The organism is Pseudomonas sp. GW821-FHT07F01 (genome assembly GCF_059418825.1).
Genome location: NZ_JBWKQO010000003.1, coordinates 346,952 through 371,417, shown reverse-complemented (window position 1 = coordinate 371,417; position 24,466 = coordinate 346,952). Strand labels below are relative to the sequence as shown.

Genomic DNA, 24,466 nt, shown 5'->3' with positions numbered 1-24,466 from the left:
GCCCGCGCCGGCATCCTCTGCCGGTGCGAGCAGGTTCCTAGCGCCCTGACCTTCTGGCGGCCATCAGTGCCGCCTTGTCAGCGGCGATGCGCCGGGCGTTGGGGGTCTGCTCCAGGCGCTCGAGCAAGGCCCGGGCCTCGGGCATCTCGGCCAAAAAATCGATTCCGAACAACTTGTCCCCGACTATCAGGGCAAGGTTCACGCTGTACTGAAAATACAGGTCCGCCACACTCAGGCTGGCGCCCGCTACATAGGGGGCGAACCGGGCATGCCGGCGCAATGCGGCAAAGCCTTGTAGCAATTCGATCCCGGCCTTCTCCTTGATCGCCTCGGGCAGGGTCGCGCCGAAGAACGCTTCGGGGAAACAGGCCCGGGCCGGCAGCTCGATGTACAGTTCGATCTCCTTGGCCAGTGCCAGCACCTGGGCACGTTCGAACGCGTCCTTCGGCAGCAGCGCCGGCGCCGGCCGCACCTGCTCCAGGTAATCGAGAATCGCACTGGTTTCGCTGATGAAGCCCTGCTCCACCTCCAGTACCGGAACCTTGCCCCGAGGGCTGATAGCCAGCGCCTCGGGGCTCTGGCCGGCGTAGAACAGCACCTCTTCGAAAGGCAGCCCCTTCTCCAGCAAGGCCAGCTTGACCATGTTGTAGTAGTTGCTGATGGCGAACCCATAGAGCTTGAACATCCCGTAGCCTCCAGGCCGTGCAGGGGTTGGCAGGTTTTTTTTATAGAAGGTTAATCCCACTCTGGCCAGCAGCATCGAGCCGCTGAATACGAGTAAACTGGCGACCTTTCCTTGAGGAGCCTGCCATGAGCGAGCCAACCGATATCGACACCGACGAAGAAGAGTTCGCCGAAAATACCCTGATCGAAGCGATCGAGAACCAGATCGAAAGCGACAACCCACCAGCGGCCAAGGCCACGTTCAACAAGCTCACCCTGGTGGGCTACGAGCGCGAGGAAATCCTCAATCTGATGGCCCATGTACTGGCGATCGAGATCGACGCCATCCTCGAACAGGACCGCGCCTTCGACACCCAATGGTACGAAGCCGCCCTTCGCGCCCTGCCGGAACTGCCTCCCGAAAAGCAGTGACACCGCGCTGCCGGAGCGCAGGCTCCGGCACTCTTTCCCGCCCGTGCCTCGCGCCCCGACTACACTGCCACCACCCTGCGGCCAAATACCGCTGCACCCGGGGATAAAACTCCTCAGCGAACGCTGGACACGCCGCCTTTCTGCGTTCACCTTAAGAACGCTGACCTCTAATTCCTAGAAAGTCTGGAGTCCTTATGTCGTATACCCCTGAGTTGGTTGCCGAACTGGAAATCCTTGCACTCTTCAACCTGGACAACTCCCAGGAAGGCCTGAAAATCCATCAGACCGCCGCCCCTTCTGCCATCGCCGCCGCCCAACGCCTGTTTGACAAGGAACTGATCACCCAACCCGATGGAGGCTATCTGACCAGCCTCGGGCGGGACGCCGCTGAACATGCCCAGGGCCTGCTGACCATCCTGAACGTCAAAGAAGTCGCCTGAACAACCTGCATCGGCCTGCGGGGTTCCCGTCTGTCGGATTCCGTAGGCGCCTCCTTCTGAATACGCTAGAAATCTGGCGTCAAAAAATAAAATCAGTTTAAGGCTGAGCCCTGTCTGACGGTAAACTGCTCGCCGTCTTCAATACCGCCACGTTCGAGCTCCGCTTGAAATGCCCCATACCCATGAAATCCGTCCCGATCTGGATGAAGGAATCGATCGCAAGGTTCTCAGCCAACTGCGCGCGCGTTTCCTGAAGCTCAATGAAGGGCGCATGGCCCGGGCAATGGAAGGGCTGTCGACACGCCAGCAGTTGGTCCTCAACCTGTTGCCGCTGTTCTTTCACGTCAATCACCCGTTGTTGCCCGGCTATGTATCCGGAGCCACCCCGGCGGGGCTTTCCTGCTACGAACCCGACCCCCAGGCCCTGGCCGAAGCCCAGCGCCTGACCCGATCGTTTTCCTACAAGCCGCGCCACGGCAACCCGCCACGGCCGATTCATGGCCTGTTTCTCATGGGCAGCCTGGGGACCCTGGCCCAGGCAGACCAGAGCGACATGGACGTGTGGGTGTGCCATGCGCCGGATCTGGGCGAAAACGAGCTGGCCGAGTTGCAGAAGAAGTGCCAATTGCTGGAGACCTGGGCGGCCGGCCAGGGTGCTGAAGCTCATTTTTTCCTGATCGACCCCAATCGCTTTGTCCGCGGGGAGCGGGACACTCAGCTGAGTTCGGACGACTGCGGCACCACCCAGCACTACCTGCTGCTGGACGAGTTCTACCGCACCGCGATCTGGCTGGCCGGGCGCACGCCGTTGTGGTGGCTAGTACCGGTGTACGAAGAACGCCGTTACGAACAGTACATCGACACCCTGCTGTCCAAGCGCTTTGTCCCCGCCGAGGAAAACCTCGACCTGGGCCACATGGCACGCATTCCGCCCGGCGAGTTCATCGGCGCCGGGCTGTGGCAACTGTTCAAGGGCATCGAGTCGCCCTACAAGTCCGTACTCAAGCTGCTGCTGATCGAGGTCTATGCCAGCGAGCATCCCAAGGTCCAGTGCCTGAGCCTGCGCTTCAAGCAGGCGGTGTTTGCCAACCGCCTGGACCTGGATGAGCTGGACCCCTACATCGTGGTCTACCGGCGCATCGAGGAATACCTCAAGGCTCGCGGCGAGCCGGAGCGCCTGGAGCTGGTACGACGCAGCCTGTACCTCAAGGTCAACCGCAAGCTTACCGTCGGCAACGCCACCCGCAGCCCGAACTGGCAGCGCGCTCTACTGGAGCGCCTGGCCAGTGAATGGGGCTGGGACCAACGCCAACTGGCCTTGCTGGACAGCCGCAGCCAGTGGAAGGTGCGCCAGGTCAGCAGCGAGCGCCGGGCCCTGGTCAACGAGCTCAACTACAGCTATCGCTTCCTGACCCAGTTCGCCCGCACCGAGCAGGCCGCCAGCCTGATCAACAAGCGTGACCTGAATGTCCTGGGCCGGCGCCTGTACGCGGCCTTCGAGCGCAAGGCCGGGAAGATCGAGTTCATCAACCCCGGCATCGCCCCGGACCTGGCTGAAGACACCCTGACCCTGGTGCAGTCACCGAACAAGAAGGAACCCGGACAGAACCATTGGGGACTGTACAACGGCAGCCTGACCGCCCTGGAGTGGGAGCATTTCGCCCCGATCAAGCGCAGTCGCGAGCTGCTGGAGCTGCTTACCTGGTGCCATCGCAACGGCGTGATCGACAGCAGTACCCGCCTGGCCCTGCATCCGGGCAGCAGCGACCTGAGCGAATTCGAACTGTTCAACCTGCTGGGCAGCCTGCAGCAGACCGTGCCACTGCCTTTGACGACGGTCAGCGAGGAACAGTTGCTGCACGCCGCCGTGCCCGGCGAGGTGCTGATCCTGGTGAACGTCGGAGTCGACCCCCTCAAGCACCACCGCGACCTGAACATTCTGATGACCACCGAGCGCACCGACTCCCTGAGCTATGCCGGGGTACGCGAGAATCTGGTGCTGACCCTGGATCAGGTCACCCTCAATAGCTGGAACGAGGTAATGGTCGGCCGCTACGACGCCGAGCATGCGCTGCTCGACTGCCTGCGGGACTACCTGAACAACCTGCCGAGCGGCACGCAGCCGCGGCTGCGGGTACGCTGCTTCTGTCACAACCGCGCGCAATTCATTGCCCGCCGGGTGGAAGAACTGTTCGAAACCGCGCACAACCTGTTGCTCAGCCAGCTCAACTACCGCTACCTGATCCAGGTGCAGCAGCACTACCACGTGCTTGAACTGGTGCCCGGGCAGGTTCGGCACCAGGCCATGGCAACCCCTGCCGCATTGCTGGAGTACCTGGGGCAGGAGCAGAGCCGCTACAGCCCACTGCACCTTGACCCGATGGCCCTGGAAGACCACGACCTGGCGCTGATCCTGCCCATGGGCCAGCCGGACTGCATCCAGGTGTTCTATCGGATCATCGACGAGTACGCGGAGCTTTACGTGCTCGATGAGTACAACGCGCTGTGGCAGCAGACCCTGCCCTATCACGACGAACACAGCCTGCTGGTGCCCCTGCAGCGCTTCCTGCAGTCGATTCTCTACCGCCGCGAGGCGCTGCTGCCGATGGACAGCAACCAGCCCGAGAAACCTTTGGACACACTCTACTTGCAGATTCTGCCCTCAGGCACGGGCCGCGCACGTCGGGTAGAGCCGCGGCCAGCCCCACCGACGCCGGTGGACAAAGCCTTCTATGACGTACAGGCGATCATCGGCAAGGCCGCACCGGGCCAGGTGCAGGTCTCGCTGTACTGCAATCAACGGGAGTTTTCCGATCTGGAATATGGCGATCAACTGTTCGCCGCGGTGGCCCAGGAAATCGTCGGGCAGCGCCATGAAACAGAGCGCTATCGCTGCTACATCACTGACCTGGATCTTTCAGGGCTGCTCGGTGACGTGCAAAGCCCGAGCATCCTGTATCTGCGCTACAAGGCCAGCCTGGAGCGCGCACTGAACGACGCGCTCGAGCAGGTCTAGCCAAGGATCAGAGGTGGTAGTCGCCTGCGGCTTCCGGCTGGTATTCAACTTCCAGCAGGGTCAGCTTCAAGGTCTTGCCACCCGGAGCCGGCCAGTCGATGTACTGGCCTACCTGCAGGCCCAGCAGAGCGCTGCCCACCGGTGCCAGGATGGAAATCTTGCCTTCGTCGGCGTTGGCGTCCTGTGGATACACCAGGGTCAGGTGGTAGTCCTTGCCGCTGCTTTCTTCACGGCAATGCACACGCGAATTCATGGTTACGACACCGGCCGGTACTTCATCGTGACCCACCAGCGTTTCGGCACGATCCAACTCGGTTTGCAGTGCAATGACACCTGGCAGCGAGTCGTCCAGACTGTCGATCAGGCGCTCCAGACGTTGCACGTCAAGGCGGGTAAGGATGATGGATGGTGCAGTACTCATGATCCTGGCTGACTCCTATTTTTTCTGCACAAAAAAGCAAAACCCCGCCAAATAAGACGGGGTTCTCACCGGCCTCGATGTAGCGAGGCGAAGCTGGACACTATCACAGCACACTGAATAAACAAACCGTACGAGTACGAAGCTAAATCTCGCCTGCCGCCGCACTCTGTTTGCGCTGCAGCGCCTGGGCGCAGATCACTCGCCGGCGCTGATCATCGGCCGAACGCCATTCACGGATGTCCTCCACATGGCGAAAACAGCCGCGACAGACCTTCTCCTCATCGAGGCGACAAAGGCTGATGCACGGTGAACTCACCGCCGGGCTGACGTTGCTGTAGAGCGGCTTGGGCGGTCGGGCCGGGGCGGGCTGGGTCACGGTATCAGAGCCCTTCGAACTCAAGCTTGATGTCGGCCTGCTCCAGGACAATGCGTTCCAGCATTTCCCCCAACTGCTCTTCGCTCTTGTCGCACATCCAGCGCTCGCTTTCCTCGTCGTAGTCGAAGTGGAAACCACCCGAACGCGCGGCCAGCCAGAGTTGGCGCAAAGGCTCCTGGCGACTGAAGATCACCTGGCTGCCGTTGTCGAACTTGACGGTGAGCACCCCGGCCGAGCTTTCCAGGTCGATGTCCAGGTCGCTCTCATCGAAAATATCCTCCAGCGTCTGCTGGGTGGCATCCACCAGGTCGTGAAAACGGGCTTCGGTCAAACTCATTGCGGGAACCTCGAAAAGTGTCTACTCACGCTCAAGCGCCGCAAGATACGGGCGCTCCCCGGCGAATGCAAAGGATACCGAACGAGGAAATAAATGCGACGCCCATTGCACGACCGCCCGACCAAAGCCACCGGCCGGGCCTTGGCAAAGGCCCGCTGGACGGGAGTTACGCTGCATAGGCAAGCTGCCGGGTGGCCGGTATACTCGGGCGCAATTTACGCATTCTCAAGGATTTCGCCATGAAGCGCCTGATCTCTTCCCTTGCTGCGCTCGTCGCGGTTGCTTGCCTCGTTACCGCCTGCGGCCAGAAAGGCCCGCTGTACCTGCCTGATGACAGCAAATCCCCTGAAGAGCAGGCGAAGTCGCAATCGCAGTCGCACAAGCACGACACCTACTAAGGGCAAACCATGGACGCTTTTAACTACCGCGACGGGGAGCTGTTCGCGGAAGGCGTAGCCCTGTCCGCCATTGCCGAACGTTTCGGTACGCCCACCTACGTCTATTCCCGTGCGCACATCGAAGCCCAGTACCAGGCCTATGCCCAGGCCCTGGCCGGCATGCCGCACCTGGTCTGCTTCGCGGTAAAAGCCAACTCCAACCTGGGCGTACTGAATGTCCTGGCGCGCCTGGGCGCCGGTTTCGATATCGTCTCCCGGGGCGAGCTGGAGCGGGTCCTGGCTGCGGGCGGGCAAGCCGACAAGATTGTCTTCTCCGGTGTTGGCAAGACCCGTGACGACATGCGTCGTGCCCTGGAAGTCGGCGTCCACTGCTTCAACGTCGAGTCCGCCGAAGAGCTGGAGCGCCTGCAGCTGGTAGCGGCCGAGCTGGGCGTTCGTGCACCGGTCTCGCTGCGGGTCAATCCGGACGTGGATGCCGGTACCCACCCGTATATCTCTACCGGGCTCAAGGAAAACAAGTTCGGCATCGACATTGCCACCGCCGAGGACGTGTACATCCGCGCCGCGCAGCTGCCGAACCTGGAAATCGTCGGTGTCGACTGCCATATCGGCTCGCAACTGACCACCCTGGAACCCTTCATCGACGCCCTCGACCGCCTGCTGGACCTGGTGGACCGCCTCGGTGAATGCGGCATCTACCTGCGCCACATCGATCTGGGTGGCGGCCTGGGCGTGCGCTATCGCGACGAAGAGCCACCGCTGGCCGCCGACTACGTCAAGGCCGTGCGCGAGCGCCTGGACGGTCGCGACCTGGCCCTGGTATTCGAACCGGGCCGCTTCATCGTGGCCAACGCCGGCGCCCTGCTGACCCGGGTCGAATACCTCAAGCACACCGAACACAAGGATTTCGCCATCGTCGACGGCGCCATGAACGACCTGATCCGCCCGGCGCTGTACCAGGCCTGGATGGATGTCAGCGCCGTGCGCCCGCGAGATGCCGAACCCCGTACCTACGACATCGTCGGCCCGATCTGTGAAACTGGCGACTTCCTCGCCAAGGAACGCACCCTGGCCCTGGCCGAGGGTGACCTGCTGGCGGTGCATTCCGCTGGTGCCTATGGTTTCGTCATGAGCTCGAACTACAACACCCGCGGCCGTGCCGCAGAAGTACTGGTCGATGGTGACCAGGCTGTTGAAGTACGTCGCCGCGAGACGGTAGCCGAGTTATTCGCTGGCGAAAGCCTGCTGCCGGAGTAAGACCATGCTGCTGCGTTTTACCAAGATGCACGGCCTGGGCAATGACTTCATGGTTCTCGACCTGGTCAGCCAGCACGCGCATATTCTGCCCAAGCACGCCAAACAATGGGGTGATCGCAATACCGGGATTGGCTTCGATCAGTTGCTGATCGTCGAGGCCCCGAGCAACCCGGATGTGGATTTCCGCTACCGGATCTTCAACTCCGACGGCTCCGAAGTGGAACAGTGCGGCAATGGTGCACGCTGCTTTGCCCGCTTCGTGCTGGACAAGCGCCTGACCACCAAGCGCCAGATCCGCGTCGAGACCAAGAGCGGCGTGATCGAGCTGGATATCCGCAACGACGGCCAGATCAGCGTCAACATGGGCGCGCCGCGCCTGGTACCGGCGGACATTCCGTTCCAGGCCCCGGCCCAGGCCGACAGCTACACCCTGGACGTCGATGGCCGCCAGGTGCAGTTGGCCGCGGTGTCCATGGGCAACCCCCACGCCGTGTTGCGGGTGGATGACATCAACAGCGCGCCGGTGCACGAGCTGGGTCCGAAGATCGAACACCACCCGCGCTTCCCGGCGCGGGTCAACGTCGGTTTTCTCCAGGTCCTGGACCGCCAGCGCGCGCAACTGCGGGTCTGGGAACGCGGCGCCGGGGAAACCCAGGCCTGCGGCACCGGCGCCTGCGCTGCTGCTGTGGCCGCGATCAGCCAGGGGTGGATGGATTCGCCCCTATTGATCGACCTGCCGGGCGGGCGCCTGTCCATTGAATGGGCAGGCCCTGGCCAACCGGTGATGATGACCGGCCCGGCAGTGCGCGTATACGAAGGACAGGTGCGTCTTTAAGTGAGCGAAATCCATGACTGATCAGCCGCAGGTTCCTGCCGAAACGCCCGACCAATCACCGTCCGAAAACCTGGAGGCGGCAGCCGTCGCCGCCTACCTGGAGGCCCACCCGGACTTCTTCGTCGACCACGATGAACTGCTCCCGGCCTTGCGCATTCCCCATCAGCGCGGCGACACCGTATCGCTGGTGGAGCGGCAGATGAAGATCCTGCGCGAGCGCAACATCGAGATGCGCCATCGCCTGTCGCAGCTGATGGACGTGGCCCGGGACAACGACCGGCTGTTCGACAAGACCCGCCGCCTGATCCTCGCGCTGATGGACGCCACCAGCCTGGAAGAAGTGGTGATGAGCGTCGAAGACAGCCTGCGCCAGGATTTCCAGGTGCCCTTCGTCAGCCTGATCCTGTTCAGCGACAGCGCCATGCCGGTGGGTCGCTGGGTCTCCGCCGCCGAAGCCCAGGGCGCCATCGGCGGCCTGTTGTCCGAAGGCAAGAGCGTCAGCGGCAGCCTGCGCGAACACGAGCTGGATTTCCTTTTCGGCGAAGAGCAGCGCAAACAGATCGGTTCTACCGCTGTGGTGGCCCTGGCACATCAGGGCATGCATGGCGTACTCGCGATAGCCAGCCGTGATCCGCAGCACTACAAGAGCTCGGTGGGCACCCTGTTCCTCAACTACATCGCCGAAGTCACCGGCCGCGTTCTGCCGCGCTTCACCCACTCGCTGCGCTCGGTACGCTGACCATGCAACAACAGCTGGACGCCTACTGCGCGCATCTGCGCAGTGAGCGCCAGGTGTCGCCCCACACCCTGCAAGCCTACCGGCGCGACCTCGAGAAGGTGCTGGGGTTCTGCGAGAAAATGCAGGTGCGCAGCTGGACCGACCTGGACATCCAGGGCCTGCGCAGCCTGATTGCCCGCCTGCACCAGCAGGGCCAGTCGTCCCGCAGCCTGGCGCGCCTGCTGTCAGCGGTACGCGGGCTCTACCACTACCTGAACCGCGAAGGCTTGTGCACTCACGACCCGGCCAACGGCCTGGCGCCGCCCAAGGGCGAACGACGCCTGCCCAAGACCCTGGACACCGACCGCACCCTGCAGTTGCTCGATGGCGCCGTGGAAGACGACTTCCTGGCCCACCGCGACCAGGCGATTCTCGAACTTTTCTACTCCTGCGGCCTGCGCCTTTCCGAACTGACCAGCCTCAACCTCGATCAGCTGGACCTGGCGGACGGCCTGGTGCAGGTCCATGGCAAGGGCAGCAAGACCCGGGTCCTGCCGGTGGGCAAGAAGGCTCGGTCAGCCCTGGAGCAATGGCTCCCCCTGCGCGCCCTGAGCAACCCGCCTGATGGTGCCCTGTTCGTCAGCCAGAAGGGCCGGCGCCTGGGGCCGCGGGCCATCCAGCTGCGGGTCAAGGCCGCCGGCGAGCGCGAACTGGGGCAGAACCTGCACCCGCACATGCTGCGCCATTCCTTTGCCAGCCATTTGCTGGAATCCTCCCAGGACCTGCGCGCCGTGCAGGAACTGCTGGGGCATTCGGACATCAAGACCACGCAGATCTACACCCACCTGGACTTCCAGCACCTGGCGGCGGTCTACGACAGCGCCCACCCACGGGCCAAACGCAACAAAGGCGGTGAGTAATGACCATCAAGCTGATCACCTTCGACCTCGACGATACCCTGTGGGATACCGCCCCGGTCATCGTCAGTGCCGAAGCCACCCTGCGCCAGTGGCTGACCGAACACGCACCGAATCTCGGAGGCGTGCCGGTGGAGCATCTGTGGGCCATTCGCGAGCGGGTGCTGCTCGCCCAGCCGAACCTCAAGCACAGGATCAGCGCCCTGCGCCGCCAGGTGCTGTTTCATGCCCTGGAAGAAGCCGGGTATGACCATGCCCAGGCCAACCAGTTGGCCGACCAGAGTTTTGAAGTTTTCCTGCATGCCCGGCATCAGCTGGAGATCTTTCCAGAAGTCCAGCCGACCCTGGAAGCCCTGGCCAATCACTTCGCCCTTGGCGTGGTCACCAACGGCAACGCCGACGTGCGCCGCCTGGGCCTGGCGGACTATTTCAAGTTCGCGCTGTGCGCCGAGGACATCGGCATCGCCAAGCCCGACGCCCGGCTGTTCCACGAAGCCTTGCAGCGTGGCGAAGCGACTGCCGACACCGCCGTGCATATCGGCGACCACCCGGGGGATGACATTGCCGGCGCACAGCAGGCAGGGCTGCGTGCGATCTGGTTCAATCCCAACGGCAAGACCTGGGAAGCCGAACGCGCTCCAGACGCCGAGATCCGCAGCCTGATTGAACTACCCGGGCTGCTTGCCCGCTGGCATCGCGGCGCCTGAACCGGCGCTTTCGCGAGCAAGCTCGCTCCTACAGCAAGCGCCGGCGCTCGGGGCCGTTTCCGAGAAGGGTGCCCATGAAAAAGCCCGCAGCGACGGCGGGCTTTTTCAGCAAGCAAGGTGCAAGGCTCAGATAGGCCGGCTGCCGTACTTGTTATCAGGCTTCTTGGGCGGATCGGCGACCACGTTGGCCTCGACTTCCTGCACTTTGCCGCCACGGGCCAGGAACTCTTCCATGGCACGCGCCAGTGCATCACGCTCCTTGTTCTTGGCTTCTACACTCGGCAGCTCGTCTACCGAGACGGCAGCCTTGGCCTTGCCTTTGGCGGTTGGAGCAGGAACATCACTGCCATCGTCTTCCGCCACATCGTCGGCAGCCGCTTCAAGACCTTCTTCGGTTTCGTCTTCGTCACCTACTTCGAGGTCGTCGTTTTCCAGATCATCGTCGCTCATGTTCTACCTCATGACTTGCGAAAAGCAGATTAGTTATAGCCCAGCTGTGCCGACTGTCGAAGGCCGCTGGAAAAAAATCAACGTCCACTGATACTCAGCGGCTTATGCCTTATCACCGTGCAAGGTGGCAAGGACTTTGCGAGCACCGCCATGATCGCGATGCTCGCCCAGATAAACGCCTTGCCAGATGCCCAACGCCAGACGCCCCGCCGCTACCGGCAAAGTCAGCTGACAGCCTAGCAAACTGGCCTTGAAGTGCGCCGGCAGGTCATCCGCGCCTTCGTCGTTATGTTCGTACCCGGCCATGCCTTGAGGCACCAGGGTGTTGAAGTAACGCTCGAAGTCACGCCGTACCGCCGGATCGGCGTTCTCGTTGATGGTCAACGAGGCCGAGGTATGTTGCAGCCACAGATGCAGCAGACCAACCCGACATGCCTTCAACTCAGGCAGGCCGGCGAGCAACTCGTCCGTCACCAGATGAAAGCCCCGGGGCCTGGCCCGCAGGGTAATCAGGGTCTGTTGCCACATACCGATCTCCACGCTTCGGCGCGCATTCTAGCGCGCTCAGGGAAAAAACAAAGCGCCGAATAATCCTGCTTTAGTGTAAGCATTTGCCCTGCCGGAAATCGTCACGGCAAACACGCCAATGCTTGTCAGAAAATCCTTTCAGCCTTTCTCAATGACAAACATCAGGCAAAAAAATGCCCGGCCGGAGCCGGGCTTTTTTTTCTTGCGCGATTACAGGTTGTAACCACGCTCGTTGTGCTGTGCCAGATCGAGGCCGACCGCCTCTTCTTCCTCGCTCACCCGCAGCCCCATGACCGCGTCCAGAACCTTGAGGATGATGAAGGTGACGATCGCGGTGTAGATCACCGTGAAACCCACGCCCTTGGCCTGGATCCAGACCTGAGCGGCCACATCGGTCACGGTGCCGAAGCCACCCAGGGACGGAGCAGCGAACACACCGGTGAGGATCGCACCGAGAATACCGCCGATGCCGTGCACGCCAAAGGCGTCCAGGGAGTCGTCATATCCCAGCTTGCGCTTGAGGCTGGTGGCGCAGAAGAAGCACACCACACCGGCCGCCAGACCGATGATCAGGGCGCCCATCGGGCCAACGGTACCGGCAGCCGGAGTGATTGCCACCAGGCCTGCGACCACACCCGAAGCGATGCCCAGCGCGCTAGGCTTGCCGTGGGTGATCCACTCGGCAAACATCCAGCCCAGGGCGGCGGCAGCCGTCGCGATCTGCGTTACCAGCATGGCCATGCCGGCGGTGCCGTTGGCGGCAGCGGCGGAACCGGCGTTGAAGCCGAACCAGCCGATCCACAGCATGGCTGCGCCCATCAGGGTGTAACCCAGGTTGTGTGGCGCCATCGGCGTGGTCGGGAAACCCTTGCGCTTGCCCAGCACCAGGCAGGCCACCAGGCCCGCGATACCGGCGTTGATGTGCACTACGGTGCCGCCGGCAAAGTCCAGCACGCCCCAGTCGCCCAGCAGCGAGCCCGGACCGCTCCAGACCATATGGGCGATCGGCGCATACACCAGGGTGAACCACACGCCCATGAAGATCAGCATGGCGGAGAATTTCATCCGCTCGGCGAAGGCACCGACGATCAGCGCTGGAGTGATGATGGCGAAGGTCATCTGGAAGGTGACGAACACCGCTTCAGGGAACAGCGCAGCCGGGCCGGTCAGGCTGGCCGGGGTGATGCCCGCCAGGAAGGCCTTGGAGAAGCCGCCCACAAAGGAATTGAGGTTGACCACGCCAGCTTCCATCCCGGTGGTGTCGAACGCCATGCTGTAGCCGTAGATGAACCACAGGACAGTGATCAGGCCGGTAATGGCGAAGCACTGCATCATTACCGAAAGAATGTTTTTCGACCGCACCATGCCGCCGTAGAACAGCGCCAGGCCAGGAATGGTCATGAACAGCACCAGGGCTGTGGAGGTCAGCATCCAGGCGGTATCGCCGGAGTTGAGGACTGGAGCCGCCGCTTCGTCTGCCGCCATGGCCAGGCCTGGCATTACGAGGGACAAAAGGGCTCCTAGCCCTGCGAATTTACGCAGAGTCATATTGTTTTCTCCTGGGGCGTTGGGTTTGGCGGCTTAGATTGCGTCGGTATCGGTTTCGCCGGTACGGATGCGAATAGCCTGTTCCAGATTGACCACGAAGATCTTGCCGTCACCGATCTTGCCGGTGTTGGCGGCCTTGGTTATCGCCTCGATAACCCGGTCAAGATCCTTGTCGTCAATGGCGACATCGATCTTCACCTTGGGCAGGAAATCCACCACGTACTCCGCACCGCGATACAGCTCGGTGTGACCCTTCTGCCGGCCGAAGCCTTTGACTTCAGTGACGGTAATGCCCTGCACGCCGATCTCGGACAGCGACTCGCGCACGTCGTCCAACTTGAACGGCTTGATGATGGCAGTGACTAGCTTCATGAAACTCTCTCCCGAATTGGTGGACTTGCCCCAGGAAAACAAACCCGACTCAAGTCTAAGCGCAGTGCCTGGCTTTGTAACGCACCGTCGGCCTTCCTCAGCCCGACCGACGCCAGCTAACCGCTGTCTGACGAAACACTCCCCGCTCCGCCTGCCGCACTGCATTCGTCACAGCGACTGCATCAGTGCATGGGTCACCAGGGTCTAAGCAGAAAGCTTGCCAGCTCGGGAAAAATCAGTGATTTCAGTCCCTTGCCCCGAGCCGGCAGGGAATGCGGGAAAACGGCACCCGGGATACGCACAAAAACGGTGCGCTGGCGCCCGGCCAGATGCGCGAAAAACGTGCAACCCGGGGCCACCTGGAGCGTCGTTGCTGCGTGATACACTGCGGGCCGACTGCAATTCAGGACTCTCCCATGCTCGCGCCCAAAGACCTTCTCGACGCCCTGAGCGGCCACGCCTCGCGGTTGCTCAGCGGTGAAACACCCCTGCCCCGCAATGAAATCGAAAGCCAGCTCAAGGCCCTGCTACAAAGCGGCTTCAGCAAGCTGGACCTGGTCAGCCGGGAAGAATTCGACAGCCAGATGGTGGTCCTGGCCCGCACTCGCGCGCGCCTGGAAAGCCTCGAAGCCAAGGTGGCGGAGCTGGAAGCCCGGCTGAACCCGGCAGCGCAATGATCTGAATCCGAGTTCGCCGGCAGGCCGGCTCCTACAGACCTGTCCTGTAGGAACTGGCTTGCCGGCGAAGGCTCGCGCACCGACGACATATCCTGTGCCCATTCGGGCGCTCCTCTGGCCAGCCCCCTCATCTATCCTTGCAGCACCGCAGGACGCGATTCCCGCTGTCGCAAGGAAGCTCTCCCCATGTCCCTGGCAATCATCCACAGCCGTGCCCAGGTCGGCGTCCAGGCTCCGGCTGTCAGTGTTGAAGTGCACCTGGCCAACGGCTTGCCGAGCCTGACCCTGGTGGGCCTGCCGGAAGCCGCGGTCAAGGAAAGCAAGGACCGGGTGCGCAGTGCAATCCTCAATGCCGGGTTCAACTTTCCGGCCCGGCGCATCACCCTCAACCTGGCGCCGGCGGACCTGCCCAAGGACGGCGGGCGCTTCGATCTGGCCATCGCCCTGGGCATCCTTGCCGCCAGCGTGCAGGTGCCGGCCCTGGCCCTGGACAACATCGAATGCCTGGGGGAGCTGGCGCTCTCCGGCGCGGTGCGCCCGGTACGCGGCGTACTGCCCGCCGCACTGGCGGCACGCGACGCCGGGCATACCCTGCTGGTGCCCCGGGCCAATGCCGAAGAAGCCTGCCTGGCCAGCGGCCTAAAGGTGATCGCGGTGGATCATCTGCTGGAGGCTGTTGCCCATTTCAACGGCCACGCGCCGATTGCGCCCTATGTCAGCGACGGCCTGGTGCAGAGCCACTTCCCCTACCCCGACCTCAGCGAAGTGCAAGGCCAGCTCGCCGCCAAGCGCGCCCTGCTGATCGCCGCGGCGGGCGCCCACAACCTGTTGTTCAGCGGCCCGCCAGGCACCGGCAAGACCCTGTTGGCCAGCCGCTTGCCCGGCCTGCTGCCACCGTTGCAGGAAGATGAAGCCCTGGAAGTCGCGGCGATCCAGTCGGTGGCCAGCCACAAGCCCCTGCGCTACTGGCCACAGCGGCCGTTTCGCCAGCCCCACCATTCGGCTTCGGGTGCGGCGCTGGTCGGAGGCGGCTCGAAACCCCAGCCCGGGGAAATCACCCTGGCCCATCACGGCGTGCTGTTTCTCGATGAACTGCCGGAGTTCGACCGCAAGGTCCTGGAAGTGCTGCGCGAGCCCATGGAGTCCGGGCAGATCGTCATTGCCCGAGCCCGGGACCGGGTGCAGTTCCCGGCACGCTTCCAATTGGTGGCAGCGATGAACCCCTGCCCCTGTGGATATCTTGGCGAGCCCAGCGGACGCTGCCGTTGCACACCGGAGCAGATCCAGCGCTATCGCAACAAGATATCCGGGCCGCTGCTGGATCGCATCGACCTGCACCTGACCGTGGCCCGCGAAGCCACCGCCCTCAACCCCGAGCCGCAACCGGGCAATGATAGCGCCGCAGCCGCCACCAGGGTCGCCGGGGCTCGCGAGCTGCAACGCGAGCGCCAGGGCTGCGCCAACGCCTTTCTCGACCTGCCCGGCCTGCGTCGCCACTGCAAATTATCCACAACCGACGAGCGCTGGCTGGAAGCGGCCTGCGAACGCCTGGGCCTGTCGTTGCGGGCCGCTCACCGTTTGCTCAAGGTGGCGCGTACCCTGGCGGACCTGGAACAGGCCGCGCGAATCAGCCGCGAGCACCTGGCCGAAGCCCTGCACTACCGGCCCAGCGCCGATTGAAGGTTCATTCCCGGGACAGGTCTACCAAGGGTGTTGGCCGCACTTCGGTCTGACGCCCATCCTGGATCTGGCTGACACGGCTCAGGGCTTTATCCACCGCGGCTTTATCGGCCAACAGGCTGTAGCGAATCTGGAATTGCCGCTGCTCCTTGGCGCCAATGCTCGGCACTAGATGCAACGGGCGCTGGTAACGGCGGTTGTAGGAAAAGCTGGTGCCCGGTTCCAAACCCGTCACATAACCCTGGCCCTGGGTGTCGGTGTTTTTCCACAGGGAAAACACCGGCAGTTGTCGAGTGTTGAAGCCCAGGGAAACACCCAGGCTCCCGGCCTTGTTATGCAACACCGCCAGGGTCTCGCCCTGAGCGTCGGCGTAGGGCACGAGGTTGTACACGGTTTCGTCGTAGTCGCGGGTCGGGCCGCGATAGGTCTGCCAGTCCGCCAGGTCGGCCCGGGCCTTGTCATTGAACGGCGAAACCTGCTTCACCGGCGCGGCGAACTTCGCCCCCTGCTCCAGGAACGGCGTGCTGAAGTTACTGTGGTAGAGCGCCTGGTATTCCTTGGGGTAGTCGCCGTTGTTGGTCAGGGTGTCGTTGAGCGCAAACCGGGTGCTGCCGGGTTCGGTCACCAGTTCGGTGGCGACACTGAAATCCACCTTCTTGAACGCCTGTTCCTTGAGCTCGCCCCGCAGGTGAATGGCATACGGCGGTTGCTCGTCGATATGCAGCGTGACCTTGCTCGCCGGGATGTTGGCCGCACGACCGTGCAGGGTCAGCAGTTCGCCATTGTCCAGGCCCGGGTGCCCGACCCACTCATAGCCACAGCGGGCCACCAGTTCGTTGAAGCCCTCCAGCCAGCCCAGGCCGCCGCGGCCGTTAAGCTCGATGAAGGCCGGATTGACCACCTCCTTGACCGGCGAATCCCAGCCCAAGCGCACCTCGCCCACCGAAGCCTGCAGCACGTTCATGCCCCGGGTCGGCACCACCGAGAGCTGCATCACGCCGTTGTCGATGTCGACGATGCTCACCCCCTCCTGGCGTCCGCCATGCAGGGTGCGCAGGGTCACGGAAAACGGCCGCTCGGTCTTGACCCCCAACTGTTCACTGGTCAGGTGCAGGTTGCGGGGAGCCTTGTCGGTATCGAGCAATACATAGTCCCAGGCCATGGCGTGGGAGGTGGCGGCCAGCGCGCCAAGGGTGACCAGCAGTTTCAGCGGAGTCATGCAGGAGTGCCTTTTTTGGAGTTGTGCGGTTTTTATAGCCCTGAAGAATCGTTTCAGCAAGGCCAAAAATCCCAATTAGCCGGACAAACTCCACTCCACTGGCCGTTTCCTGTCAGCCCTCGAATCCCAGCAGCAGGCCAGCCACTTCCATGACTTCCTGCAACGCCGCCTGGGCAGCTTCGGGGGAAGCCCGCAGCAACAGGTCATCGGCGTAACCCATGGTCTGGGCGAACAGTTGCCTTGCCGCGCGCTCGGGGCTGGCGCAGCGGAATACCCCCGTGCGGACCCCATCGGCAATGATCGCCGCCAGCATGTCCCGCCACTGACCGTTGATCCTCAGGTAGGCCTGCGCCAGCTCGGCGTCATGCATGGCTTCGTCCCAGGCATCGAGCCACAGCGCCCAGCCGGCTTCGGCGGAATCGGGCAGGCAGTCACGGAGAAACCCCAGCAAGGCGTCCATGGGCGCGGCACCGCGCAGGGGCTGGCCCACCGCCTCCAGCTGGTCATCGGCAAACCGCACGAAGGCTTCGCGGCGCAGCCCCTTCCAGTCACTGAAGTAGTGATAGACGTGGCTGCGAGACAGCCCCGCATGCTCGGCCAGGTCACGGGTGGAAACCTCGGCGAAACCCTTGCTGCGGAATAATTCCAGGGCCGCCTGGATGATCTGGTCTTTACGGTCGTTACGCGACATGTGCAATCAGGCCTCTTGGCGCCAGGATGGACGGCGCTTGCATTTTGAGCGTTCGCTCAAAGATAATTGAGCAGTCGCTCAATATTAACCGTTATCACTCTTGTGGTGCACTCATGTCCGCCGTCACCCCACTCATCGTCGTGGATCCAACCCAGAAAATCGGCCAGCAGACCGCCAGCCAGACCCTCAAGGCCATTGCCCGGGCCTATCCGGGCAAGCTGTTCGTCACCTTGTCCCTGGTGGCCCTGGAAAACGCCCTGCTGCTGGCCTACCCGCTGTTCGCCGGCTTCGCCGTGGATTCGATCCTGCGGGGCGACGCTGCCCATGCGCTGATCTATGCCCTGGTGGTGCTGGGCTTCTGGGTAGTGGGTGCGGCGCGGCGTGCGGTGGACACCCGTACCTTCACCCGCATCTACGCGGACCTGGCGGTGCCGGTGATTCTCAACCAGCGCCTGCAACAGCAGGACACCTCCACCGCCGCGGCGCGGGTGGTGCTGGCCCGGGAGTTCGTCGACTTCTTCGAAAAGCACGTGCCGACCATCGCCACGGCCCTGGTGTCGATCGTCGGGGCGGCAGTGATGCTGCTGGTGATCGAACCCTGGATCGGCCTCGCCTGCCTCACGGCGCTATTGCTGTGCATGACCCTGCTGCCACGTTTTGCCCGGCGCAACCAGCAACTGCACGAACGCCTGAATAACCGGCTGGAAAAGGAAATCGGCCTGGTGGCCAGGGTCGGCGCGGTCTCGCTGCAGCGTCACTATCGCCTGCTGTCGCGGCTGCGCATCGGGCTCTCGGATCGGGAAGCCGCGGCCTATCTGTTCCTTGGCGCTGTGGCAGCGGTGCTGTTCGTCATTGCCATCAGCCAGTTGGCGCTGTCGCCCGAGATCAAGGCCGGCCATGTGTATGCGGTGATGACCTACCTGTGGACCTTTGTCAGCAGCGTCGATGAAGCACCGACCATGGTCGATCAGCTGGCGCGCCTGCGGGACATCGGCAAGCGCGTGGACCCGGGGCTCGGTGAACCGACCGAACCCCGGTGAAGCTCAGAACGGCCGGATGCGATAGCCGCCGGCGTTCTGCTCGGCGAACTTGTAGTAGGCCGAGAGGTTGACCTTCTCGCTGATGTGCTGGGCGAACGACACCCCGTCATCGCCCCAGACCCGGCCCACATGGCTGTAGGCAAAGGCCTGGGCCGCCCACTTCTTGTCGCCCTTGGACATGTTGTTCATGGCCACGTAGCCGGACGACTGGCCGGACATGCCACTGACCTTGCCGCTGACATCGTTCTGGCCATTGGTCACCGGCGAGATGAACACCTTGGCGCTGGAAGTCCGGGCCTCGGCGTACTGCGAGAGCTTCTGGTTTTCCGAGTGGTTGAGCACCAGCAGGACCTTGCCCTGAAGCTGGCTGGCGGTGGGCCAGGACTTGCCCTTGAGGTTGCCCTGCAAGGCGCCCGCGCTGCTGCCGATGTGCGTGGCCAGGTCCTGGGGGGTATAGAGCTTGCCCTGGAAGCCCCGGGTCACCAGCTCATCGAAATCCTTGGGCGTGCGCCCCGAGCTTTCCTTCGACCAGCCCTGCTTCTTGTCGAGGATCACCGTGATGGGAAAGTGCCCGGGGTGGTTGTCGCTCCAGTTCTTGACGTCGTTGAGGCAGGCTTCGAGATCGTTCTTGCCGGTGCCATCGCCCGTGCAATTGTTGTCGTTGCCGGACTGGAACAGGGTGCCGGGGTTGTGCCGCACGAACCAGTGCCGGGGCGAGCCGCCGGTCACCGCATCGCGCTGGTCCCAGAAGTCCAGTTCCAGGGTGCGCACACTGTCGAGCACGCTGCTGAAGGTGCTTGCGTATTGCTTCTCGTAGCAGTTGTGACAGGCCACCTGGGCGATGCCGTTGAACGGGGTATTCCAGGTAGCCGGGGCGATGAACGCCGGGCTTTCCTGGCTGAACGCCGCCGGGCTGAGCAAGAGTGCCGACAGCGCCAGGGCGCGGGGGACGAAACGGGAAAGATGAGTCATGCCAGCTCCTGCTGAAAGGGAGGTCCTTGGGGCAAACCACTGCTCATCTGTTTTAGTCGAATCAGGCCTCATTGCAACTTTCGCCCCCCAACCCGGATTGAGGGGCGAGGCGGCAGCCGTCAGCGGAAGCGATCGACTTCCTGGCGCAGGTCCGCGGCCAGGGTTTCCAGCTCACGAGCAGTGACCGCCAGGTTGGACACCACTTCACGCTGCTCGCTGTTGGCCTGGGCAATGCTCTGCAGATTGCTGCTGAGTACCGTGGCGGTGCTGCTCTGCTCCTGGGTCGCGGTGGTGATGGCGGCAAACTGCTCGCCGGCGCTGCGGCTCTGCTCGTCGATCAGGGCCAGGGCCGAGGCCACGTCGGCGTTGCGCGACAGGCCTTCCTGCATCAGGCGGTTGCCCTGCTCCATGGTCTGGATGGCGTGGCCGGTTTCCTGCTGGATGCTGGTGATCATCTGGGAAATTTCATCCGTGGCTTCACGGGTACGCGAGGCCAGGTTGCGTACCTCATCCGCCACCACGGCAAAACCGCGGCCCTGCTCACCGGCCCGGGCGGCCTCGATAGCGGCATTCAGGGCCAGCAGGTTGGTCTGGTCGGCAATCGCGGTGATCACTCCGACAATTCCGCCGATCTCCTGGGAGCGCTGGCCCAGGGTGTTGATCACCGTGGCCGTGCTGTTGAGGGCTCCGGCGATCTGTTCCAGGGAAGACGAGGCCTCTTGCATGGAGGTGCGGCCAATATGGGTCTGCTGGGCGTTTTCCTGGGCCAGGCGCTGGGTACTGCCCATGTTGTCGGCGATGTTCAGCGAGGTGGCGCTGAACTCCTCCACCGCCCCGGCCATGCTGGTGATCTCGCCGGACTGCTGCTCCATGCCTTCATATGCACCGCTGGACAAGCCGGACAGCACCTGGGCCCGGCCATTGACCTCGGCGGCAGAGCGGCGGATGTGCTCGACCATGGTCGACAGGGCTTCGCCCATCTGGTTGAAGCTGCGGGCCAACTGGCCGATTTCGTCATGGCTGGCAACGTTCAGCCGTGCGCTCAGGTCACCGCCGCCCAGGGCCTGGGCCTGGCGCACCAGGTCGCTCAGCGGTGCCAGCTTGCTGCGCAGCAGCCAGACCGTAGCGCCCACCGCCAGCAGCATGGCCAGCAGGCTGCCGATCACCAGCCGAATACCAACGCTCCAGGTCACCGCGCGGATCTCTGCCTTGGGCATGCTCGCCACCACCGACCAGGGGCCCCCCTCGAACGGCACTGCCAGGCTGTAGAAGTCTTCGCCCTGATCACTCCAGAAACGCCCCTTGCCCGGCTCCTTGGCCGCTTGCGCCATGACCTGCGCCGCCTGCTCCGGCGCCTGCACGCCGGCCGGTGGCACCAGCCACTTGTTCTGCTCGTCGAGCAGGGCCAGGGAGCCGCTCTGGCCGATGCGGAAGCGCTTGAGGTTGGCGAACTGGGCATTTTGCGCATCGGTGTAATCGAAGCCGACAAACAGCACCGCGATGACCTTGCCGCTGCGGTCCAGCACCGGGGTGTACTGGGTCATGTAGAAGCGTTCGAAGAGCAAGGCCCGGCCCACATAACCCTGGCCCGCCATGAGTTTCTGATAGGCCGGGTGGGCATGGTCGAGCAAGGTGCCGATGGCACGGCTGCCATCCTGCTTGCTCAGGGAGGTACTGACCCGCACGAAGTCATCGCCACTGCGCACGAACAAGGTCGCCACACCGGCGGTCATCTGCTTGAACTGGTCGACTTCGGCGAAGTTGTTGTTCAGCACCACATCCCCCAGGTGCAATCCCGGGGTCTGCACCCCGGCCACGCTCACCGGTTGTTCCGGATGCAGGCTCAGGCCGCTGCTGAAGCGGTTTTCAAACAGGCCGCTGAGGCGCTGGGTGCTCTCGCGCAGGCTGCCGTGGAACGTGTTGAGCTGATCGGCCAGCAGACGGGCTTCACTGGCCAGGTGTTCCTCTCGGGTGTCGAGGTTCGCCGAGTCCAGCGAACGCAAGGCGAACAGGGTGCTGCCGCTGATCACCAGGGCGAGTATCAAGGCAAGGGCGAGCCCTAGCTGAGAGGCTATGCGGGCACGGGGTTGGGACATGATGGCTCCTTGCCGAGAAGGCGGATCATCCTGATCGGTCAGCACCCTCGGCAGTCATAATTCTAAGATTTTTAATCAGTTAGGACCTTCCTGAACGCTGGTTCCATAACCCATGGATTCGGCGGCACGAGCCAATACTTGAGCGCTTTGCAGGGATATTTGCACGCCCCGCCAGCCGGGTACTGCAACGTTTCAGCCCAGGCGCTCTACGGCGGGCAGTTGCATGGCCTGGACCTCGCCCTGAAGGAAGTCGCTGAGGCGCCGCAAACGCTCGCCTCCGGGCCGGGTCCTGGGCCACACCAGATAGTAGTTCAGGCCACTGGCCACCGCTGTCGGCCAGGGCAGGCTCAAGCGACCCTGGGCCACATCCTCGGCCACCATCAGCAAGTCCCCCATGGACACGCCATAACCCCGCGCAGCGGCAATCATCCCCAGCTCCAGGGTGTCGAACACCTGCCCGCCCTTGAGGGACACCTGGTCGGTCAGGCCCATGTGCTCCAGCCAACTGCGCCAGTCGCGGCGGTCCGGGGTCGGGTGCAACAGCTCGGTGGCGGCCAGGCGCGCCACGTCCCAGGGCTGATCATTGAGCAGGTTCGGCGCGCCCACCGGAATCAGCAGTTCGGGAAACAGGTAGCTGGCCTCCCAGTCCGGGGGGAAGTGGCCATTGCTCAGCAGCACCGCGCAGTCGAAGGGCTCCTGGTTGAAGTCCACCGAGTCCACGTCCATCCAGGCACTGGTGAGCTGCACCTCATTGCCCGGCTGCAAATGGCGGAAGCGGCTGAGCCGCGCCAACAGCCAGCGCATGGTCAGGGTCGAGGGCGCCTTCATGCGCAAGATGTCATCTTCGGCACGCAGGGTATTGCAGGCCCGTTCCAGGGCACCGAAGCCCTCGCGTATCCCCGGCAGCAGCAAGCGCGCCGCCTCGGTCAGTTGCAAGTTGCGCCCGCTGCGCTGGAACAGCCGGCAAGCGAAGTGATCCTCCAGGGTCCGGATATGCCGGCTGACCGCGCTCTGGGTGATCGACAGCTCTTCGGCTGCCCGGGTGAACGAGCTGTGCCGGGCCGCTGCCTCGAAGGCGCGCAGGGCATACAGCGGAGGAAGACGACGGGACATGCAGGCACTCCAGAACGTGACAGGGCCACGCTACCAGAAAGTGCTTCGCATGAGTTTTAATCATGCCAGCAATCGTTTTTATCCCTTTGTGCTATGGGCCAAGAGCGCCGAGAATCAGCGCTCTCCCGGACTTTCCCCTGATCGAGCCTGATGACCATGCAGCATCCAGCACGTACCGAACTCTGGGCCATCCTGCGGCTGGCGGGGCCGCTGATCGCCTCGCAGCTGGCGCACATGCTGATGGTCCTCACCGACACCCTGATGATGGCCCGCCTGAGCCCCGAGGCCCTGGCCGGCGGCGGCCTGGGTGCGGCCAGCTACTCCTTCGTATCAATCTTCTGCATCGGCGTGATTGCCGCGGTGGGCACGCTGGTAGCGATCCGCCAGGGCGCTGGCGACATCGAGGGCGCCGCGCGCCTGACCCAGGCCGGGCTCTGGCTGGCCTGGCTGATGGCCCTGGTGGCCGGCCTGCTGCTGTGGAACCTCAAGCCGCTGCTGTTGCTGTTCGGCCAGACCGAAAGCAACGTCCACGCCGCCGGCCAGTTCCTGCTGATCCTGCCGTTCGCCCTGCCCGGCTACCTGAGTTTCATGGCCCTGCGCGGCTTCACCAGCGCCATCGGCCGGGCCACGCCGGTGATGGTCATCAGCCTGGGCGGCACCGTGGCCAACTTCCTCCTCAACTACGCGCTGATCACCGGCATGTTCGGCCTGCCGAAACTCGGCCTGGTGGGCATTGGCCTGGTGACCGCCATCGTCGCCAACTGCATGGCCGTGGCCCTGGCCTGGCACATCAAGCGCCACCCGGCCTACGCCGCCTACCCGCTGCGCCAGGGCCTGTCCCGGCTGAACACCCATTACCTGCGGGAACTGTGGCGCCTGGGCCTGCCCATCGGCGGCACCTACGCGGTGGAAGTCGGGCTGTTTGCCTTCGCCGCCCTGTGCATGGGCACCATGGGCAGCACGCAACTGGCAGCGCACCAGATCGCCCTGCAGATCGTCTCGGTGGCGTTCATGGTGCCGGCGGGGATTTCCTACGCCATCACCATGCGCATCGGCCAGCATTACGGCGCCGGGCAATTGCTCGATGCACGATTGGCCGGGCGCGTGGGCATCGCCTTTGGCGCGGTGGCGATGCTGGGGTTCGCCATGATCTTCTGGCTGCTGCCGAACCAACTGATCGGGCTGTTCCTCGACCACAACGACCCGGCCTTCGCCGAGGTGATCCGGCTGGCCGTGAGCCTGCTGGCGGTGGCCGCCTGGTTCGAGCTGTTCGACGGCACCCAGACCATCGCCATGGGCGCGATCCGTGGCCTCAAGGATGCCAAGACTACCTTCCTGGTGGGTCTGGGCTGCTACTGGCTGATTGGCGCACCTTCGGCCTGGCTGATGGCCTTCACCCTGGGCTGGGGGCCGACCGGTGTCTGGTGGGGCCTGGCCCTGGGGCTCGCGTGTGCGGCCATCAGCCTGACCCTGGCATTCGAGTGGCGGATGCGCCGCATGATCCGGCGTGAGCCGCCCGTGCCGGCCATGACTCTCCAGGCCGGCCAGGCGGATTGAGCCCGA

Annotated in this window: 26 protein-coding genes and 1 pseudogene; 13 read left to right on the top strand and 14 right to left on the bottom strand. The window is 63.6% G+C overall.

Annotated features, from left to right (window positions below):
* Positions 1-37: 37 nt before the first annotated feature.
* Complete coding sequence (locus tag AC07R1_RS12265; RefSeq protein WP_011064178.1) at positions 38-685, bottom strand: glutathione S-transferase; 648 nt, start codon at positions 683-685, stop codon at positions 38-40.
* 125 nt (positions 686-810) lie between these two features.
* Here AC07R1_RS12265 and AC07R1_RS12260 point away from each other — a divergent pair, with 125 nt between their 5' ends.
* From AC07R1_RS12260 to AC07R1_RS12250, 3 genes are all read left to right on the top strand, one after another.
* Positions 811-1,095: a hypothetical protein gene (locus tag AC07R1_RS12260; RefSeq protein ID WP_011064179.1), complete on the top strand. Its 285-nt coding sequence runs from the start codon at positions 811-813 to the stop codon at positions 1,093-1,095.
* A 194-nt stretch (positions 1,096-1,289) separates the two neighbouring features.
* Entirely contained in the window at positions 1,290-1,535 is a 246-nt protein-coding gene (locus AC07R1_RS12255; RefSeq protein WP_011064180.1) for a TIGR02647 family protein, read from the top strand.
* A 169-nt stretch (positions 1,536-1,704) separates the two neighbouring features.
* Positions 1,705-4,551: a class I adenylate cyclase gene (locus AC07R1_RS12250; RefSeq protein ID WP_495110562.1), complete on the top strand. Its 2,847-nt coding sequence runs from the start codon at positions 1,705-1,707 to the stop codon at positions 4,549-4,551.
* A gap of 7 nt (positions 4,552-4,558) precedes the next feature.
* Here AC07R1_RS12250 and rnk read toward each other — a convergent pair whose 3' ends face one another.
* From rnk to cyaY, 3 genes are all read right to left on the bottom strand, one after another.
* Positions 4,559-4,972, bottom strand: a complete 414-nt coding sequence (rnk, locus tag AC07R1_RS12245) for a nucleoside diphosphate kinase regulator (RefSeq protein WP_011064182.1) — start codon at positions 4,970-4,972, stop codon at positions 4,559-4,561.
* 142 nt (positions 4,973-5,114) lie between these two features.
* Positions 5,115-5,348: a DUF1289 domain-containing protein gene (locus AC07R1_RS12240; protein WP_015637452.1), complete on the bottom strand. Its 234-nt coding sequence runs from the start codon at positions 5,346-5,348 to the stop codon at positions 5,115-5,117.
* Positions 5,349-5,352: 4 nt separating this feature from the next.
* Positions 5,353-5,685, bottom strand: a complete 333-nt coding sequence (cyaY, locus tag AC07R1_RS12235) for an iron donor protein CyaY (protein WP_011064183.1) — start codon at positions 5,683-5,685, stop codon at positions 5,353-5,355.
* Between the two features lie 239 nt (positions 5,686-5,924).
* On the opposite strand from cyaY, the gene lptM reads away from it, so the two are divergent.
* Genes lptM through AC07R1_RS12205 form a run of 6 tightly spaced genes read left to right on the top strand, consistent with a single transcriptional unit; the run spans position 5,925 to position 10,517 of the window.
* Positions 5,925-6,083, top strand: coding sequence for an LPS translocon maturation chaperone LptM (lptM, locus tag AC07R1_RS12230; protein WP_011064184.1), 159 nt, complete (start codon positions 5,925-5,927; stop codon positions 6,081-6,083).
* 9 nt (positions 6,084-6,092) lie between these two features.
* Positions 6,093-7,340, top strand: a complete 1,248-nt coding sequence (gene lysA, locus AC07R1_RS12225) for a diaminopimelate decarboxylase (protein ID WP_210672056.1) — start codon at positions 6,093-6,095, stop codon at positions 7,338-7,340.
* 4 nt (positions 7,341-7,344) lie between these two features.
* Complete coding sequence (dapF, locus tag AC07R1_RS12220) at positions 7,345-8,175, top strand: diaminopimelate epimerase (RefSeq protein ID WP_011064186.1); 831 nt, start codon at positions 7,345-7,347, stop codon at positions 8,173-8,175.
* A gap of 13 nt (positions 8,176-8,188) precedes the next feature.
* The gene (locus tag AC07R1_RS12215; protein ID WP_011064187.1) at positions 8,189-8,914 is read left to right on the top strand and encodes a DUF484 family protein; all 726 of its coding nucleotides are present in this window, start codon (positions 8,189-8,191) and stop codon (positions 8,912-8,914) included.
* A gap of 2 nt (positions 8,915-8,916) precedes the next feature.
* Positions 8,917-9,813, top strand: coding sequence for a tyrosine recombinase XerC (gene xerC, locus AC07R1_RS12210; protein WP_011064188.1), 897 nt, complete (start codon positions 8,917-8,919; stop codon positions 9,811-9,813).
* Positions 9,813-10,517 (top strand): HAD family hydrolase, encoded by a 705-nt coding sequence (locus AC07R1_RS12205; protein ID WP_015637455.1) that lies wholly within the window; start codon positions 9,813-9,815, stop codon positions 10,515-10,517. The genes xerC and AC07R1_RS12205 overlap by 1 nt, the downstream gene beginning before the upstream one ends.
* Before the next feature lie 126 nt (positions 10,518-10,643).
* Here AC07R1_RS12205 and sutA read toward each other — a convergent pair whose 3' ends face one another.
* The 4 genes from sutA to glnK form a co-directional block, all read right to left on the bottom strand.
* A complete protein-coding gene (gene sutA, locus AC07R1_RS12200) occupies positions 10,644-10,967 on the bottom strand; it encodes a dormancy-specific transcriptional regulator SutA (protein WP_007926654.1) in 324 nt (107 codons plus the stop codon).
* Positions 10,968-11,069: 102 nt separating this feature from the next.
* The gene (locus AC07R1_RS12195; protein WP_011064190.1) at positions 11,070-11,495 is read right to left on the bottom strand and encodes a secondary thiamine-phosphate synthase enzyme YjbQ; all 426 of its coding nucleotides are present in this window, start codon (positions 11,493-11,495) and stop codon (positions 11,070-11,072) included.
* 210 nt (positions 11,496-11,705) lie between these two features.
* Positions 11,706-13,043, bottom strand: a complete 1,338-nt coding sequence (locus tag AC07R1_RS12190) for an ammonium transporter (RefSeq protein ID WP_011064191.1) — start codon at positions 13,041-13,043, stop codon at positions 11,706-11,708.
* Positions 13,044-13,076: 33 nt separating this feature from the next.
* A complete protein-coding gene (glnK, locus tag AC07R1_RS12185) occupies positions 13,077-13,415 on the bottom strand; it encodes a P-II family nitrogen regulator (protein WP_002555808.1) in 339 nt (112 codons plus the stop codon).
* A 416-nt stretch (positions 13,416-13,831) separates the two neighbouring features.
* Here glnK and AC07R1_RS12180 point away from each other — a divergent pair, with 416 nt between their 5' ends.
* Together AC07R1_RS12180 and AC07R1_RS12175 are read left to right on the top strand one after the other, a co-directional pair.
* A complete protein-coding gene (locus AC07R1_RS12180) occupies positions 13,832-14,092 on the top strand; it encodes an accessory factor UbiK family protein (protein ID WP_011064192.1) in 261 nt (86 codons plus the stop codon).
* A gap of 186 nt (positions 14,093-14,278) precedes the next feature.
* Positions 14,279-15,772, top strand: coding sequence for a YifB family Mg chelatase-like AAA ATPase (locus AC07R1_RS12175; RefSeq protein WP_495110561.1), 1,494 nt, complete (start codon positions 14,279-14,281; stop codon positions 15,770-15,772).
* Positions 15,773-15,776: 4 nt separating this feature from the next.
* Here the strand turns inward: AC07R1_RS12175 and AC07R1_RS12170 are convergent, their stop codons facing one another.
* On the bottom strand, positions 15,777-16,991 hold the full coding sequence (locus AC07R1_RS12170) for an aldose 1-epimerase family protein (protein WP_495110560.1): 1,215 nt from the start codon (positions 16,989-16,991) through the stop codon (positions 15,777-15,779).
* 112 nt (positions 16,992-17,103) lie between these two features.
* Complete coding sequence (locus tag AC07R1_RS12165; protein WP_015637458.1) at positions 17,104-17,682, bottom strand: TetR/AcrR family transcriptional regulator; 579 nt, start codon at positions 17,680-17,682, stop codon at positions 17,104-17,106.
* Positions 17,683-17,795: 113 nt separating this feature from the next.
* On the opposite strand from AC07R1_RS12165, the gene AC07R1_RS12160 reads away from it, so the two are divergent.
* On the top strand, positions 17,796-18,722 hold the full coding sequence (locus AC07R1_RS12160) for an ABC transporter six-transmembrane domain-containing protein (RefSeq protein ID WP_170866332.1): 927 nt from the start codon (positions 17,796-17,798) through the stop codon (positions 18,720-18,722).
* A 3-nt stretch (positions 18,723-18,725) separates the two neighbouring features.
* Here AC07R1_RS12160 and AC07R1_RS12155 read toward each other — a convergent pair whose 3' ends face one another.
* The 4 genes and pseudogenes from AC07R1_RS12155 to AC07R1_RS12140 form a co-directional block, all read right to left on the bottom strand.
* Positions 18,726-19,694: a Ca2+-dependent phosphoinositide-specific phospholipase C gene (locus tag AC07R1_RS12155; protein ID WP_495110559.1), complete on the bottom strand. Its 969-nt coding sequence runs from the start codon at positions 19,692-19,694 to the stop codon at positions 18,726-18,728.
* Between the two features lie 119 nt (positions 19,695-19,813).
* A complete protein-coding gene (locus AC07R1_RS12150; protein WP_370505725.1) occupies positions 19,814-20,536 on the bottom strand; it encodes a methyl-accepting chemotaxis protein in 723 nt (240 codons plus the stop codon).
* A 132-nt stretch (positions 20,537-20,668) separates the two neighbouring features.
* Positions 20,669-21,790: pseudogene (locus tag AC07R1_RS12145) on the bottom strand (Cache 3/Cache 2 fusion domain-containing protein); the annotation flags it as partial.
* A 192-nt stretch (positions 21,791-21,982) separates the two neighbouring features.
* The gene (locus tag AC07R1_RS12140; RefSeq protein WP_011064199.1) at positions 21,983-22,903 is read right to left on the bottom strand and encodes a LysR substrate-binding domain-containing protein; all 921 of its coding nucleotides are present in this window, start codon (positions 22,901-22,903) and stop codon (positions 21,983-21,985) included.
* Positions 22,904-23,053: 150 nt separating this feature from the next.
* Between AC07R1_RS12140 and AC07R1_RS12135 the strand changes: the two genes are divergently transcribed.
* Positions 23,054-24,460, top strand: coding sequence for a NorM family multidrug efflux MATE transporter (locus AC07R1_RS12135; RefSeq protein ID WP_011064200.1), 1,407 nt, complete (start codon positions 23,054-23,056; stop codon positions 24,458-24,460).
* Positions 24,461-24,466: the final 6 nt, after the last annotated feature.

Coding starts and splice junctions, on each gene's coding strand:
- AC07R1_RS12265 (WP_011064178.1), bottom strand. CDS start 685: ATGTTCAAGCTCTATGGGTTCGCCATCAGCAACTACTACAACATGGTC.
- AC07R1_RS12215 (WP_011064187.1), top strand. CDS start 8,189: ATGACTGATCAGCCGCAGGTTCCTGCCGAAACGCCCGACCAATCACCG.
- dapF (WP_011064186.1), top strand. CDS start 7,345: ATGCTGCTGCGTTTTACCAAGATGCACGGCCTGGGCAATGACTTCATG.
- AC07R1_RS12205 (WP_015637455.1), top strand. CDS start 9,813: ATGACCATCAAGCTGATCACCTTCGACCTCGACGATACCCTGTGGGAT.
- glnK (WP_002555808.1), bottom strand. CDS start 13,415: ATGAAGCTAGTCACTGCCATCATCAAGCCGTTCAAGTTGGACGACGTG.
- AC07R1_RS12255 (WP_011064180.1), top strand. CDS start 1,290: ATGTCGTATACCCCTGAGTTGGTTGCCGAACTGGAAATCCTTGCACTC.
- cyaY (WP_011064183.1), bottom strand. CDS start 5,685: ATGAGTTTGACCGAAGCCCGTTTTCACGACCTGGTGGATGCCACCCAG.
- AC07R1_RS12175 (WP_495110561.1), top strand. CDS start 14,279: ATGTCCCTGGCAATCATCCACAGCCGTGCCCAGGTCGGCGTCCAGGCT.
- lysA (WP_210672056.1), top strand. CDS start 6,093: ATGGACGCTTTTAACTACCGCGACGGGGAGCTGTTCGCGGAAGGCGTA.
- AC07R1_RS12155 (WP_495110559.1), bottom strand. CDS start 19,694: ATGACTCATCTTTCCCGTTTCGTCCCCCGCGCCCTGGCGCTGTCGGCA.
- AC07R1_RS12140 (WP_011064199.1), bottom strand. CDS start 22,903: ATGTCCCGTCGTCTTCCTCCGCTGTATGCCCTGCGCGCCTTCGAGGCA.
- sutA (WP_007926654.1), bottom strand. CDS start 10,967: ATGAGCGACGATGATCTGGAAAACGACGACCTCGAAGTAGGTGACGAA.
- rnk (WP_011064182.1), bottom strand. CDS start 4,972: ATGAGTACTGCACCATCCATCATCCTTACCCGCCTTGACGTGCAACGT.
- AC07R1_RS12165 (WP_015637458.1), bottom strand. CDS start 17,682: ATGTCGCGTAACGACCGTAAAGACCAGATCATCCAGGCGGCCCTGGAA.
- AC07R1_RS12250 (WP_495110562.1), top strand. CDS start 1,705: ATGCCCCATACCCATGAAATCCGTCCCGATCTGGATGAAGGAATCGAT.
- AC07R1_RS12160 (WP_170866332.1), top strand. CDS start 17,796: ATGTCCGCCGTCACCCCACTCATCGTCGTGGATCCAACCCAGAAAATC.
- AC07R1_RS12195 (WP_011064190.1), bottom strand. CDS start 11,495: ATGTGGCAACAGACCCTGATTACCCTGCGGGCCAGGCCCCGGGGCTTT.
- AC07R1_RS12135 (WP_011064200.1), top strand. CDS start 23,054: ATGACCATGCAGCATCCAGCACGTACCGAACTCTGGGCCATCCTGCGG.
- xerC (WP_011064188.1), top strand. CDS start 8,917: ATGCAACAACAGCTGGACGCCTACTGCGCGCATCTGCGCAGTGAGCGC.
- lptM (WP_011064184.1), top strand. CDS start 5,925: ATGAAGCGCCTGATCTCTTCCCTTGCTGCGCTCGTCGCGGTTGCTTGC.
- AC07R1_RS12150 (WP_370505725.1), bottom strand. CDS start 20,536: ATGGCCGGGGCGGTGGAGGAGTTCAGCGCCACCTCGCTGAACATCGCC.
- AC07R1_RS12260 (WP_011064179.1), top strand. CDS start 811: ATGAGCGAGCCAACCGATATCGACACCGACGAAGAAGAGTTCGCCGAA.
- AC07R1_RS12180 (WP_011064192.1), top strand. CDS start 13,832: ATGCTCGCGCCCAAAGACCTTCTCGACGCCCTGAGCGGCCACGCCTCG.
- AC07R1_RS12190 (WP_011064191.1), bottom strand. CDS start 13,043: ATGACTCTGCGTAAATTCGCAGGGCTAGGAGCCCTTTTGTCCCTCGTA.
- AC07R1_RS12170 (WP_495110560.1), bottom strand. CDS start 16,991: ATGACTCCGCTGAAACTGCTGGTCACCCTTGGCGCGCTGGCCGCCACC.